The organism is Desulfobacter latus, from assembly GCF_013389365.1.
In the GTDB taxonomy this organism is placed as follows: domain Bacteria; phylum Desulfobacterota; class Desulfobacteria; order Desulfobacterales; family Desulfobacteraceae; genus Desulfobacter; species Desulfobacter latus.
The window spans coordinates 18,484-32,369 of sequence record NZ_JACADJ010000002.1 but is presented as its reverse complement, the minus strand read 5'-3'; the positions used below and the strand labels follow the sequence as shown (position 1 = coordinate 32,369).

11 protein-coding genes are annotated in these 13,886 nt (G+C 44.4%); 6 read left to right on the top strand and 5 right to left on the bottom strand.

Annotated elements, in window-relative coordinates; all coding sequences use genetic code 11:
* Positions 1 to 213 precede the first annotated feature (213 nt).
* The 3 genes from HXW94_RS00750 to HXW94_RS00740 are packed head-to-tail and all read right to left on the bottom strand — an operon-like array spanning position 214 to position 2,887.
* Positions 214 to 1,674: a DNA topoisomerase I gene (locus HXW94_RS00750; protein WP_178364988.1), complete on the bottom strand. Its 1,461-nt coding sequence runs from the start codon at positions 1,672 to 1,674 to the stop codon at positions 214 to 216.
* A gap of 17 nt (positions 1,675 to 1,691) precedes the next feature.
* Positions 1,692 to 2,105 carry a hypothetical protein gene (locus HXW94_RS00745; protein WP_178364987.1) on the bottom strand — a complete coding sequence of 138 codons (414 nt, stop codon included), beginning with the start codon at positions 2,103 to 2,105 and terminating at the stop codon, positions 1,692 to 1,694.
* 11 nt (positions 2,106 to 2,116) lie between these two features.
* Positions 2,117 to 2,887, bottom strand: coding sequence for a ParA family protein (locus HXW94_RS00740; protein WP_178364986.1), 771 nt, complete (start codon positions 2,885 to 2,887; stop codon positions 2,117 to 2,119).
* A 205-nt stretch (positions 2,888 to 3,092) separates the two neighbouring features.
* On the opposite strand from HXW94_RS00740, the gene HXW94_RS00735 reads away from it, so the two are divergent.
* The 3 genes from HXW94_RS00735 to mfd all read left to right on the top strand — a co-directional run bounded on the left by HXW94_RS00735 (position 3,093) and on the right by mfd (position 9,602).
* Entirely contained in the window at positions 3,093 to 5,033 is a 1,941-nt protein-coding gene (locus HXW94_RS00735; RefSeq protein WP_178364985.1) for a formylglycine-generating enzyme family protein, read from the top strand.
* 29 nt (positions 5,034 to 5,062) lie between these two features.
* Positions 5,063 to 5,950, top strand: a complete 888-nt coding sequence (gene xerD, locus HXW94_RS00730) for a site-specific tyrosine recombinase XerD (RefSeq protein ID WP_178364984.1) — start codon at positions 5,063 to 5,065, stop codon at positions 5,948 to 5,950.
* 169 nt (positions 5,951 to 6,119) lie between these two features.
* Positions 6,120 to 9,602: a transcription-repair coupling factor gene (mfd, locus tag HXW94_RS00725; protein WP_178364983.1), complete on the top strand. Its 3,483-nt coding sequence runs from the start codon at positions 6,120 to 6,122 to the stop codon at positions 9,600 to 9,602.
* A gap of 101 nt (positions 9,603 to 9,703) precedes the next feature.
* Here mfd and HXW94_RS00720 read toward each other — a convergent pair whose 3' ends face one another.
* On the bottom strand, positions 9,704 to 9,871 hold the full coding sequence (locus HXW94_RS00720) for a hypothetical protein (RefSeq protein WP_178364982.1): 168 nt from the start codon (positions 9,869 to 9,871) through the stop codon (positions 9,704 to 9,706).
* A gap of 191 nt (positions 9,872 to 10,062) precedes the next feature.
* Positions 10,063 to 10,998 carry a DMT family transporter gene (locus HXW94_RS00715; RefSeq protein WP_178364981.1) on the bottom strand — a complete coding sequence of 312 codons (936 nt, stop codon included), beginning with the start codon at positions 10,996 to 10,998 and terminating at the stop codon, positions 10,063 to 10,065.
* Between the two features lie 439 nt (positions 10,999 to 11,437).
* Here HXW94_RS00715 and HXW94_RS00710 point away from each other — a divergent pair, with 439 nt between their 5' ends.
* The 3 genes from HXW94_RS00710 (at position 11,438) to HXW94_RS00700 (ending at position 13,839) form a co-directional block, all read left to right on the top strand.
* Positions 11,438 to 12,196 carry a basic amino acid ABC transporter substrate-binding protein gene (locus HXW94_RS00710; protein ID WP_178364980.1) on the top strand — a complete coding sequence of 253 codons (759 nt, stop codon included), beginning with the start codon at positions 11,438 to 11,440 and terminating at the stop codon, positions 12,194 to 12,196.
* Between the two features lie 118 nt (positions 12,197 to 12,314).
* Positions 12,315 to 13,109 (top strand): amino acid ABC transporter permease, encoded by a 795-nt coding sequence (locus HXW94_RS00705; RefSeq protein ID WP_246293668.1) that lies wholly within the window; start codon positions 12,315 to 12,317, stop codon positions 13,107 to 13,109.
* Positions 13,102 to 13,839, top strand: coding sequence for an amino acid ABC transporter ATP-binding protein (locus HXW94_RS00700; RefSeq protein WP_218576517.1), 738 nt, complete (start codon positions 13,102 to 13,104; stop codon positions 13,837 to 13,839). Before HXW94_RS00705 ends, HXW94_RS00700 begins: the two co-directional genes overlap by 8 nt.
* Positions 13,840 to 13,886 lie beyond the last annotated feature (47 nt).

The following is a 13,886-nucleotide window of genomic DNA, read 5'->3' as shown; positions in this document are numbered from 1 at the left end:
AGGCGGCACCAAATCTATAAGTAAATGGAATTTAACACTGGAAAAAGTCATAGAACAATGGGGGAAACCCCGCGTTTCGGCAGACGGATGTATGTACTCAATGATCCGGTTTTTGTTAATTTGGGGATTGGTTCTAACATCGAAGAGTATAGGAATTTCCAGCACCCAGCACCCAGCACCCACCACCCAACAGCCCACCCAAAGGGCGCTAATTTATCGCCGTCGTTTAACGCGTCTGACCAGCTTTTTCTTTTTTGGGGGAGGTGCTGTTGGTGCTGAAATGGCGGCCATGTGCTGAATGGGTGCCAACAGGTTGTCCTGGGAATAGATGCATGAAACCCTGGGACATTTAAGTCCCGGGGTGCCTGACGGTGTAAGATATTCAATCAGATAAGGATTTTTACACAAGGGGCATTCAAAATGATAGGGTTTATTCCAGGAGACAAATCGACAATCCTTGCGGTTGCAGGAGTAAAAAATTTTCCCTTTTTCCGTGGTCTTTTCTTCAACCCGGCCGTCACGACACAAGGGACAGGGCATGGCTAAAGTTTCCTCAAAGTCAGCGATTTTGGATTCAATATCATCTTGGGTTTTTGTGTGTTCTGCTTGTTTTTCTGCACGTTCTTTTTCTTCTGCTTGTTTTTTTGACGCTTCTTCTTTGCGTTTCAATTCTTTCTCAAGTGCTATAAGTCTGGCTTCCTTTTCAGCCATTTGCTGTTCCTTTGCCGTAATTGCTTCCGCTTTTTGCTTGGCAGCTATGGCTTGAGCCCGGGCCTCTTCGGCAGCTTTTTCCTTTTCTTCAATAAGTTTAAGCTGTTCTGCAAATTTCTGTACAGTAAGCTCGGCTTCTTTGATTTTCTCCTCTTTCTCTGCCAACTCTTTTTCAAGTTTCGCAGCTTTCAGGGCTGTCTTTTCATCTTCCCTGATTTTTTGTTTTTCAGCCTCAATTTTTTCAGGGCTTGGCGCTTTGTCAAAAAAATTTTTAACTTTTACTTTTTTCTGATAGCCATCCGTTCGTTCTCTTCTCGACTTTATAAGTTGGGACAACTTGTTGAGTTTTTCCCTTTTCAACCGGGCTATAATTTGCTTGGACTGCACCGTGACGGTTTTGTGATCCCCTTTAACCATTTCGGTTGCCCGTTCCTGTGCGCGGTCTTTTGTCACCGAAACGCCACGGGTTTTAAGCGTTGTTTCAAAGCTTTTTTTTGCAAGGTCAAGGCTTTTTCGGCCGGTATTGACTTCGTCATTTATTTGAAGGATAAAAGCAATCAGGTTAAGACCCTGCATACCCGGAAACATGGAGTCTAAAAAACCGACCATCATAAAAGCAGGCATTTCTGCTTTAAACGCACCATTAGAAAGGACGGTGATGTACCCGGATCCCAGGACGGTTGATATGGCATTATCAAGGTACTCATCCTGATCAAGTCCGATGTCCACAAGTTCAGACATAAAGGTTTTGCGGTTAAAACGTTCCGGAGGAGAGTCTGCATACGCTTTGATTTCACGTTCCCGATCCACGCTGATGATGATACAGGCAATGGTGGCAAGGTTGAAAGACATCAGCGCCATATTGGAATCTACATCAAGAAGCGCGGTGATCTCCTTGACTAAAATTTCATCCAACTGTTTTCTGACAGACTCTTGCTTGATGGTGCTGTTGCCCTCCGGCATATTTATCTCCTTCCCCTTTACGCGTTATTATTAATTTCAGAGATCAAATCAGCAATCTCAACAGCAATTTCCTCTACGTTGTTTTTATCCGGCTCGCCGCTAGGCGTTTGAGTCGTTGAGGCGTCTTGCATTTCCAGGTCTTCGGTATTTTTAGGGGCTTCTTCTTCCCTGGTGGTTGACATGGATAAGCATTTACCAACACGGTTGAAAATTACCGAAAGGGGAACCTTGATTTGAAAATCAAATTTGTAAGCGATTTCATTGTTGTAAACGATAAGATTTCCATCCTTGTATTCAATGTCATCCTGAACTTCAAAATTATGTTTGTCAAGCAGCATCTGCTCGATGACATCCCAGTCAAGTTCAGCATTGATGGTGTCAATAAACTCTTTTTCACTCTCCTGGATGGATTCCGGATTAGTCAACTTCAATGGGCGTCTCCTCATTTTAAATTGAATGCAGGGCTAATCTCCCGGGCGACCGCCAAATAAGCCTGGGACGCCTGTCCTTTAATGTCGTACAAAGACAGCGGACGAAGAAAAGGGGAGGGCTTGTCAAGCATGTCATCGTCAGGGATCATGGTTTTATATATCAGGGGACGAATCTGTTCAAACACTTCGGAATCCGCATGATTTTTCATCTGTTTTTTGCTCTTGCATCTGTTGAACAGTATACCTGCAATGCTTAACGGTATCTTGTGGGATTGGCGTATATATCGGACAATTCTAATCAGTGAATGAAAATCACTGACCCAGTCTTCATCCGGGATGACCACTGCCGCAACCCAGTCTGCTGCCGTTAAAGCGGCGATGCTTAGATAGCCGCAGGATGAAGGCGCATCAAGAATAATGATGTCGTAATCATGCTCAATTTCATCAATAATAAGACGAAGAAGCTTTTCGTTGTCTATATGTCTGGTAAGTTTAAGGGACATGGAAAAAAGGCCGAAACCGGCAGGCAGGATATCCAGTCCGTCAAGATCGGTTTCGGATACGGCATCGGAAACATGTATTCTGCCGGCCAGCACCTGTGCAAGGTCATGATTATTCCCTTTTGAAGCCATCTTATGCCATTGGGACACACTTGCCTGGGGGTCACAGTCAACCAGCAGCACTTTTTTTCCATAAAGCGCCATAGAAGCGGATAAATTAAGGGCTGTGATACTCTTGCCGGTACCGCCCTTGAGTCCTGAAATAGTTAATACATTTCTCATTTCTTTTTATCTTTTTAACATATTCATAAAAAATTTATCAACGCCAAATCATATCGTATCCAGATTTTTTATATGCATTCAGCAAAATATATTGTATATTCATCCGGTTAAAAATTTTTTCCGCCTTGAATTTGAACAAATTCCTTAAAAATTTGATAGTCGAATAAAAACACTAAAACATATATCTTAAAGAGGATTTTAAGGTTTGGCCAATGTATCCATCACCCTGTCCGGCATTACCGAGGCATTAAAAAATCTTAACTACCGCCCCGGATCCGTCAAGGATAAGGCGATTCGAACCATAGCTGCATATTATGTTTCCGAAGATAGCATTCAGGCACTTTCGTACATTGACGGGGACAGTATTATTCGTCAAATCTGGCGCGTCGGGGATGATCCTGCAAAAATAAAATCCAAAAGAAGAAATTTTTTCAGTCTTAAATCGTCCATCAATGCCGACTTGAAAAAATTGTCCATAAACGGTCTTAATTCTGAAGATATAACGCTGACTGAATCAAATATTTTTGATATGACGGCAGATGCTAAAAATAATCTTCTGCAATCTTTTAGCAATGCTGTAAAAACCGATGAATTTGATCTTACCACGGCCGCGGATGTGCTTAACGCTGTAGGTGAGTTTCTGGATAAAATTCAATCTCCTGGTGCAGATAATGAATCAACAGGTATCATAGAAGAGATTAAAAAGGTATTGAACCGGCTTGGCGCCGGAATTTTTGATGACAACGAAGGGGCCGGTAGTGATGGTGATGGTGATGGTGATGGTGTAGGCCCCCTTGAAGATGACGTTGGGATCGAGGAAGTTGATGAAAATGCTGAGATTGAGGAGATCGACGAGGATCTCCTTGATGAGCAGATTGAAGAAATTGACGATGATGTTGAAATTGAGGAGATCGACGATGACGAGTTTGAAGATGTCGAAGAAATAAATGAAGACCAACAGATTGAAGATATCGAACTTGACGAGGATGAAGACCTTGAAACGGTCGACGAGGATCTCCTTGATGAGCAGATTGAACAGATTGACGATGACGAGTTTGAAGACGTCGAAGAAATAAATGAAGATCAACAGATTGAAGATATCGAACTTGACGAGGATGAAGACCTTGAAGAATTGGAAGAGATTGATGAAGATACGGAAATAGAAGATGTTGAGTTGGATGATGATGAGTCCCTTGAAGAGATAGAAGACATAGACATTGACGAGGATCAGGAATTACAAGAAGTCGATTTAAATGCGGACGAGGACTTGGAAGAGCTTGACGAACTTGATGAAGAAGAGCTCAAAGCCCTTGAGGCGTTTAGAAAAGCCCGGGAACTTGCTGAACAGTTTGATGATTTTCTGGGAGAGCGTGAAAAAAAATTCAATGCATATGTCACTATCCCCGAAGGTACCTATACCATTGGTACGGAAAAATCCTTGAAATCCAGTCTGGCATTACAACCCTTTGACATGCCCAAGGTGTATATGGGCAAATATCCGGTGACCAATGCGTTATTTGAAATTTTTATTGAACAGACCGGATATGTCACCACAGCTGAAAAAAAAGGCGTTGGAACGGTTTACCATTCCCGGTTTAAACGACAAGGGGGGAACGTGGTCTGGCGCAAACAGGCCGGATCTTCCATTGTTAAAGGGGCCTGTTGGTACCAGCCGCTAGGACCCGGCTCCACCCTTTACGGCAAAAGAAACCATCCTGTGGTTCAAATCAGTGTGGATGATGCCTTTGCCTATGCCGCCTGGATCGGACGGCGCCTGCCTACGGAAGCCGAATGGGAGGCTGCTGCACGCACGGATGTGTCTTTAAAATACCCCTGGGGCAATCAATTTGATCCAGGCGCATTGAACATTGAATCTTCAGGTTTTGCAGATACAACGCCGGTGGACGACTATGACCATGCGGCCAATATTTTCGGCATGACTGATATGTTAGGCAATGTCATGGAATGGACAGCCGACACCCAGCCGTCCCCTTTTGCCGGCCGTAAAGCCAAATTGTTCAATGTGGCCAAGGGCGGGGCCTGGAATGCCAAAAACTCCGTTAGCATCAGTTCCCGGGGCCTGTTCCCTTCTGATACCACGGCCAACACTATCGGATTTCGGTGTATCTCCGAATTATTCCAGTAACACCCATTAAGACCCATGAAGGATAAACCATGCATGAACTGGTAGATACGTATATAGATTATCTGACCATAGAAAAAGGGCTTTCCGCCAACAGCATTACAGCCTATGGCACAGATCTGGCTTCATATATCAATTACCTGTCCGACAACGGGATTGAGGATCTTGGTAATGCCGACACCACCGCCATTCTTGGATGGCTGGTTTATCTTACCCGCCAGGGCCTGTCAGCCAAATCCAGAGCCAGACACCTGATCTCCATCAGGGGGTTTTATAAATACCTGACAGCAGAAAAACGGATCTCCCTCAATCCCTTGAAAGATATTGATATTCCCAAAACCGGCCGGCATTTGCCGGGTGTTATCTCCGTCAATGAGGTGGAAGCACTTTTGGACGCCTGTGATGTCACAACACCTAAAGGGCAAAGAAATCTTGCCATGATGGAAATCATGTACGGGGCCGGGCTCCGGGTTTCAGAACTCATACATTTAAAAGTCGTTGACGTGAATCTGGACGCAGGTCTTGTCAGGGTCATGGGCAAAGGTGCCAAAGAGAGAATTGTGCCCATTGGTTCAAAGGCCAAAGACGCGGCGAGGGGTTGGCTGGATCAAGGGCGTCCCAAGGCATTAAAGCAGCTGTCAAGTGACTTTCTGTTTATTGCCAGGGCGGGCAAGCCCATGACCCGCCAGGCATTCTGGAAAATTATAAAAAAATATGCGCTTGTTGCCGGCATTGCCCGGCCTGTCTCCCCGCATACCCTGCGGCACTCTTTTGCCACCCATCTGATAGAGGGTGGGGCAGACCTGCGCTCGGTCCAGACCATGCTTGGTCATTCCGATATTTCAACCACCCAGATTTATACCCATATTTCACGCGATTACCTGATTAAAATGCATCATGAATTTCATCCCAGAAAGTAATGAAAAAAGCAGCAATTCTAATTTTATTCTCTCACAAAGCCCCAAAGACACAAAGGGTCACAAGAAAGAGTCATATTTAGAATTGATGTGAAAAGCGTTTAGAACTTGCGCACTTGGTATCCGGATGATAAATTCCCAATTTTGTTTTAAAATTGCTCAGGTGGTTTAAATGATTGATGCCATGTTGAATTCGTTGAAAAAAAACAAGCATACCATGCTTGCCACAGGTGACAGCTATGCCCCGAAAGCATGGATAACCGCCCAGCTGTTTGCCGGCTTGAACCAGCCTTTGGCCGTTGTTTTACCGGATGCCGAAAAAGCGGCGGCATTTATTTGTGATCTTCAATTTTTTATGCCGGCCGACCATCAGCGCATTATTTTTTTTCCAGGCAGCCATTACCCGGGTGTCAAAAATATTTCCTTTCACAAAGAGACATCCGCCGCAAGACTTGCGGCCCTGTTCAGCATTAGTGAGACCATCCGGGACAGGTTTATTCTGGTGACTTATGTTGATCCGCTTTTATCTTTTCTGATGCCCAAAGAGGTTATGACAAACAGTTTTGAACTGGTCATGGCCAATGAAGAAATTGACAGGGACGGATTGCTGGAAAACCTTGAGGCAAGCGGATATACCAGATCTACTCTTGTGGAGGACCCGGGGGAGTATGCGGTCAGAGGCGGTATTGTTGACATATTTTCTCCGGGACTGAAACAACCGGTACGCCTTGATTTTTTTGGGGATCTTGTGGAATCCATACGCCATTTTTCGCCTTATACCCAGCGTGGCACAAAGGAACTTGCTGAAACCATTCTCGTGCCGGCCACGGAAGCCGTGATCACAAAACAAAGCTTGCCCCATGTCCAGGCCCGTCTGCGAAAGGCAGGCGCCCAGGCCGGGCTTACGGCGGACAGAATCCGGGAACACGTCAATCAGATCCGGGACAAGGGGCGGTTTGACGGCATTGAGTCCATGCTGCCCATTGTGTATGATTCTTTGGATACGTTGTTCGATTACCTGCCGGAAAATACGGTTTTCGTTCTGGATGATGCCGATGAACTGCCCACAAAAGCACAAGCGTTCCATGACGGTTTAAGCCATCATTTTAATGCCCTGGCCGAAGAAAAAAAAATAAGCCTGCCGGCGGAATCAATTTGCCGGGACTGGCAAACCACCGAAGAAAAAATTTTTGCATCTAAAACCCTTTGTTTTAAAACGCTCATGCTGGAACAGGACAAGCGTAAAGCAAACGTTCTTTCCCTGAAATGTTCAGATAACCGGGCGCTGTCGGAATCCCTGCGCAACAGGCCGAAAGATGCCACACCGTTAACCCCTCTGGTGGAATGGATTACGCGACAGCAGCAGGAGGTTCAATACATTTTGTTTGTACTCAGCCGGGATGCCCAGGCCAAGCGGTTGAATGCACTTCTTGCGCCCTACGGCATAGCACCGCAATTTTGCCGCAATTTTGCCGCTCTTTTCGACATGACTCCCGGCGTGTATTTCACCGTGGGTACGTTAAGCGCCGGCTTTGTCCCGGACCTTGAAAATTTCAGTATTGTGACCGAAGATGAGATTTTCGGCAGAAAACGCATCCGTCGCAGGGTCTCGGCAAAACGAGACTTAAAAGCGGAATTCATTGCTCCGGAAGAGCTGAAAAACGGAGACTTTATCGTTCATTTAGAACATGGGGTAGGGCGGTATGAGGGCCTTTTCAGCCTTACCGTATCCGGCATCACCCAGGATTTTATTCTGGTGGTTTACCAGAATGATGACAAGCTCTATGTCCCCGTGGACAGAATGGAGGTGATCGGCAAGTATATCGGGGTGGACGGCTATACCCCCGTGCTTGACAAAATAGGTTCCAAATCCTGGTCAAATTCCAAGGCCAAGGCCCAGGCCGAAGTTGAAAAAATGGCCGCCGGCCTGCTTGATCTGTATGCCCGGCGTAAAGTGGCCAAAGGATTTTCATTCAGCCGTCCGGATAACTACTACAACGATTTTGAAGCCGGCTTTCCCTATGAAGAGACAAAGGATCAGCTCCGTGCCATAGACGATGTCCACCTGGATATGGAAAAGGATATGCCCATGGACCGGCTGGTTTGCGGGGATGTGGGCTATGGAAAAACCGAAGTGGCCATCCGGGCCGCGTTCAAGGCGGTGAATGACGGCAAACAGGTGGCGTTGGTGGTGCCTACCACCATCCTGGCCGAGCAGCACCTGAATACGTTTCGGGACCGTTTCAAGGATTATCCGGTGACCATTGAATGTCTGTCCCGTTTCCGCACAAGAAAAGAACAGGCCGATATCTTAAAAAGAACCGCCGCCGGTACCGTGGATATTGTCATTGGCACCCACAGACTGTTACAAAAGGATGTCATTTTTAAATCTCTGGGGTTGTTGATCATTGACGAGGAACAACGGTTCGGGGTCAAGCACAAGGAAAAACTGAAAGAGAAACGGGCTGCAGTGGATGTCCTGGCACTGTCTGCCACACCCATTCCAAGAACACTGCACATGTCTTTGACCGGTATGCGCGATATTTCCGTGATTACCACCCCGCCCGCAGACCGGCAGCCCATCATTTCATACATCACCAAATATGAAGATGGCCTGGTCCGGGACGCTGTTATCAAAGAGCTGGATAGAAAGGGCCAGGTCTTTTTTGTACACAACAATATAAAGACCATATTCAAAACAGCTGAAAACATACAAAAACTTGTGCCCGATGCAAATATCGGTGTGGCCCACGGCAGATTGTCCGAAACCGAACTTGAAAAGGTGATGGAAAAATTCATCAGCCGGCAGATCAATGTGCTGGTCTGCACCACCATCATTGAATCAGGGCTGGACATCCCCAGTGCCAACACCATGATCATAGACAAGGCAGAACGTTTCGGCCTGTCCCAGATATACCAGCTGCGCGGCCGTATCGGCCGGGGGGACAACCAGGCTTACGCCTATCTGTTTATTTCAGATGAGTCCCGGCTTACCAAAGATGCCCGAAAGCGGCTGGCAGCCCTCATGGCGCACCGGGATCTTGGGTCCGGATTCCAGATCGCCATGAAGGATCTTCAGATTCGCGGGGCCGGTACCGCTTTGGGCGCATCCCAGTCCGGTCATATTGCAGCTGTGGGCTATGATATGTTTCTTAAACTTTTGGATCACGCCGTCAAAGATATGAAGGGCGAGCATGTAACCGAACCCCTGCAACCTGAAATCAACGCATCCATGTCATCGGGATTCCCTGATGATTACATCGAATCGGTGGAGCAGCGTCTGACAATTTACCGAAGACTGTCCCGGCTGTCCCGGGTATCGGATATTGCCGATATGAAAAAAGAGCTGATTGACCGGTATGGCAAACTGCCAAAATCTGCTGAAAATATGTTGCTGAAAATTATGCTTAGAATTTTTGCCGTCAAGGCCGGAGTCAAACGTCTGGATGTTACCCCGGATGTCCTGGTCCTGGAATTTTCTCCCGACCATATGACCCGCCCTTTAACTGACATTGAAACTGTACTGAAAAAAACAGTGAATGCAAAGTTTGTCAAAAAAACAAGTGTCCGCATCCAGCTTGGACATAAACGCAGTAATATGTCAAGGGCGTTGCTTGAGACAAAACAGATTTTGTCATCTATTCGGTCAGCTTAGACTCGACTATTAAATTAGCGCCCTTTGGGCGGGCTGTTAGGTACTGGGTGCTGGGTGCTGGGTACTGGGTACTGGGTACTGGAAATTCCTATACTCTCAAGTTATATGATTTTCCTGCCGATCTTTGCAAGACCCAGAAGACAAAATCCGACCCCCATCATAGAAGCAGAATTAAAATTTGTCGGGGTGTAAGAAATAATGTCTGCAAATGCAAACGTACATGTAAAGATACAGATTGTTACAACAATAAAAAAAATAACTGTTTTCATCTTTAATCTCCTGGTTTAAATGTCAACTTTATCTATTTTTAATATTGTTTTAAAATGCAACATACATGCCATTATATAAATTTCTTTATATACAGTATGTTATGTTTTTTGAAAGAGAACATGGGTGTGGTATTTAATAATTATTTCCTCAATTATTGGGTAAAAAAAGTAACAAAATAATGGTAATTATGTTAATGATCAGATTTGGAAAGCGCAGGGTCGGGTGAAAATTTATATTTCAAAACATGGCTCTTTTTTTTAAACTTAATTTCCGAAAGAATCATTCCGAGAAGGATCAACCCCGCACCGATCAGGCCCTTTACGCCAATATTTTCGTCAATCAGAAAATAGGCGCAAATTGCTGCAAAAACAGGTTCAAGGCAGAATATCAGGGCTGTTGAGGACGGACTGATAAACTGCTGCATACCTGTCTGAACCAGAAATGCAAATATCGTTGCAAACAACACGCAGATAATAAGGGCATCACGGATTTCAGGATACCAGACAAGTGCATCATACCCTGTAAAATATGCGATGAGCAGACTCAGCAAACCAATCACAGCCAACTGAATTGTTGTCAGCCAGTAGACATCATATTCCCGGGCATATTTTCCGGTATATATAATATGAATCGCAATGCAGATCGAACAGGCAAACCCCAGGAGATCGCCCTTATTAAAAGACCAGTTTGTTCCTGTTGCACATAAAAGATAAAGCCCCATAAAGGCGAGTCCGGCACCGGCAAGCGATTTTGCCGCGATCGCTTTTTTAAAAATAACGGCATATAAAAGGGGGACAAAAATAACATTCAGCCCAGTCAAAAAAGCCGTATTTGATGCTGAAGTATATAAGAGCGCCAAGGTTTGCAAAGCAAAACCGCCGAAAAGCATTATCCCTAAAACGCTACCTTTTAAAAGGGTTTTGCCGTCTATGGGCCGTTTCAAAAATGGCCACAGGAGCAGGAGAATACATGAGGCGGCAAGAAACCTTTGGGCAAGAAAAACAAATACGTCTACCTGATTAACCGCATCTTTAACAACAACAAATGTAACGCCCCAGAAAAATGTTGTTAAAATTAGAAGAATATATGCCCCTGCGATTTTTAATTTTTTATTTTGAAGGATCATAAAATTATCACTTGTTTTAAAGGTTGTGGTTTCTCAGACCATTATTTTTTTATCACAAAAGATACTCTAAAATTGTCTTAGGAATGGGTCTTAAATAACTTGCCCGTTTTTCTATATCCGGGAGCGCGGGCGTCCCGTCCGCAGCAACGATGCAGGCGGGACGCCTGCGCTCCCAGGTTAAATTAGCGCCCTTTGGGCGGGCTGTTAGGTACTGGGTACTGGGTACTGGGTACTGGGAAATGGAAATTCCTATACTCTTAAATTATTTCCAACTCATTCCTTAGCGTCATCAAAAATCAGGCTGGATTATTAACCACAATTCAAAAACAAAGGCAAACAAAAAACACGCTGCGTCTTTTTTTTTGTTTGACTTCAAAAAATCTAATGCGTAAATATCAGCTTTAATTTATTTTGAACTTAACTTATACAGGAGAATGTTATGAAACGATTTAAATTGATTACAATGTTGAGCGTTAGTTGTTCTTTACTTTTAATGGTAATGTCTGGAGGCGTTTTCGCCGTTGAAACTGAAAAAATTATTACCGTTGCATCGGACGCAACATGGCCGCCAATGGAAATGATTGATGAAAATAAAAATCTTGTAGGTTTCAATATTGATTACATGAATGCGGTTGCTAAAGAAGCAGGATTTAAGGCCGTCATCAAAAATACGGCATGGGATGGAATCTTTGCCGGCGTAGAAGCTGGTAAATACGATGCAATCATCTCTTCAGTAACGATCACGGATAAACGTAAAAAAGCAATGGATTTTTCAATGCCCTATGTAAATGCAGGTCAGGTACTTGTTGTTCCTGTTGCGTCGCCTGCAAAAGTTATTGAAGATCTTAAGGGTAAAAAAGTTGGTGCCCAGATTGGTACAACCGGCGCAATGGAAATCAAGAAAGTGAAAGGCGTTGAGCTGAAATCCTATGATGAAATCGGTCTTCCTTTTGAAGACATGGCAGCGGGAAGAATTGATGGGGTTGTTTGTGATACACCCATCGCAGCTAATTATGCACTTCAGAAAGAAAGCTACAAAGGTAAATTTAAAATTGCCGGTAAACCTTTTACCAATGAAAATTACGGCATCGTTGTTAAAAAAGGAAACAAAGCGCTTCTTGACTTAATCAACAAAGGTATCAAGTCTGTACAGGCGAAAGGTATCGACAAGCAACTTGAAAAAAAGTGGCTGAAGTAATTTAATTACTGTACACAAAGCCTGATCCGATTCTTTTTGATCAGGCTTTTTTAATGGCGTCGTAAAAATTTCCATAGCCATGGAATGGTCATCCATTTAGACAAGGAAAGAAAAAAAAATGCCAATGTCCGGTAGTGCTGAAAAACCCAAAAAAGTAGAAATTTCTGAAGGCGGGGCAATTCCCAAAAAAGATGATGTCGGATTGTTTACTGCCTGGCGGGTGGCCTTTGTCGGTGCCATATCAATTATTATTGCGCTCGTCTATTTTAAACCTGAACCGTATTTTGATATAATAAAATTTTTACCGGATGGGATTTATGTAACGTTTAAAGTAACCATTGCATCAATTCTTTTGTCACTGGTATTTGGTCTGATTGCAGGGCTTGGAAGAATCTCCCAAAATATGTTCATCAACGGAATTGCGTCCCTTTATGTTGAAATTATCAGAGGAATTCCGCTTCTGGTTCAGCTTTTTTACATCTACTTTGCATTGGGGAAATTTGTTAAACTTCCTGCTGAAGTCTGCGCAATCATTGCCATGTCGATCTGCTACGGCGCCTATATGGCGGAAATTTTCAGGGCCGGTATCGACGCCATCCCCAAAGGCCAGACAGAAGCAGCCAGATCACTTGGGATGACTTCGTCACAGACAACGAAGCACGTTATCCTGCCACAGGCAGTAAAAACCATACTGCCGCCTGTTGGAAATGAATTTATCGCCCTTTTAAAGGATTCTTCTCTTGTCTCAATCCTTGCAGTCTCCGATCTTTTAAGGCGGGGGAGGGAATACGCATCCGAATCATTCGATTATTTTGAAACATACACAATGGTAGCCCTTATCTACCTTGTAATCACATTGATCCTGTCAAAACTTGTGGGCATTATGGAGGATAAGATAAGTGATGATGAATAGCAAATCCCTTGTACATATAGAAAATGTCAGTAAATTCTACGGTGACTTAAAAGCGCTCGACAATGTTTCACTGGACATTCATGAGGGCGAAACGGTTGTTATCATCGGGCCGAGCGGTTCCGGTAAAAGTACACTTTTAAGGTCAATCAACAAGCTTGAAACGATTGATGCCGGTAAAGTTATCATTGATGGTGTTGATATTTACGATGAAGCAACCGATATCAACAAGGTTCGTGAAGAAGTGGGAATGGTCTTCCAGTCTTTTAACGTCTTCCCCCATAAAACGGTTATGGAAAACCTGAACCTTGCCCAGACTGTTGTCAGAAAACGAACCGCTGAAGAAGCAACCGGGATTTCGAAAAAACTGCTTGAAAAAGTCGGTATTTTTGAAAAAGCAGATGAATATCCGGGTAAACTTTCCGGCGGTCAGCAGCAGCGGGTTGCCATTGCAAGAGCCCTTGCCATGACCCCGAAAATAATGCTCTTTGATGAACCCACCTCAGCCCTTGATCCTGAAATGATTGGTGAAGTTTTAGATGTTATGACCAAACTGGCCAAAGAAGGGATGACAATGGTTGTTGTCACCCATGAAATGGGGTTTGCAAGAGAAGTTGCAGACAGAATCATTTTCATGGATCACGGTGCCGTTGTTGAACAGGGAACGCCGGATGAATTTTTTGATCACACTGAAAATGACCGTGCCAAGCTGTTCCTGAGTCAGATTTTGTAAACGACCCAATGCTAAGGAACGGATTTTAAATAACTTGCCCATTTTGT

Excerpts from the sequence above, each read along its gene's own strand:
- mfd (WP_178364983.1), top strand. The coding sequence starts at position 6,120 with ATGATTGATGCCATGTTGAATTCGTTGAAAAAAAACAAGCATACCATG.
- HXW94_RS00705 (WP_246293668.1), top strand. The coding sequence starts at position 12,315 with ATGCCAATGTCCGGTAGTGCTGAAAAACCCAAAAAAGTAGAAATTTCT.
- HXW94_RS00720 (WP_178364982.1), bottom strand. The coding sequence starts at position 9,871 with ATGAAAACAGTTATTTTTTTTATTGTTGTAACAATCTGTATCTTTACA.
- HXW94_RS00710 (WP_178364980.1), top strand. The coding sequence starts at position 11,438 with ATGAAACGATTTAAATTGATTACAATGTTGAGCGTTAGTTGTTCTTTA.
- xerD (WP_178364984.1), top strand. The coding sequence starts at position 5,063 with ATGCATGAACTGGTAGATACGTATATAGATTATCTGACCATAGAAAAA.
- HXW94_RS00715 (WP_178364981.1), bottom strand. The coding sequence starts at position 10,998 with ATGATCCTTCAAAATAAAAAATTAAAAATCGCAGGGGCATATATTCTT.
- HXW94_RS00750 (WP_178364988.1), bottom strand. The coding sequence starts at position 1,674 with ATGCCGGAGGGCAACAGCACCATCAAGCAAGAGTCTGTCAGAAAACAG.
- HXW94_RS00740 (WP_178364986.1), bottom strand. The coding sequence starts at position 2,887 with ATGAGAAATGTATTAACTATTTCAGGACTCAAGGGCGGTACCGGCAAG.
- HXW94_RS00700 (WP_218576517.1), top strand. The coding sequence starts at position 13,102 with ATGAATAGCAAATCCCTTGTACATATAGAAAATGTCAGTAAATTCTAC.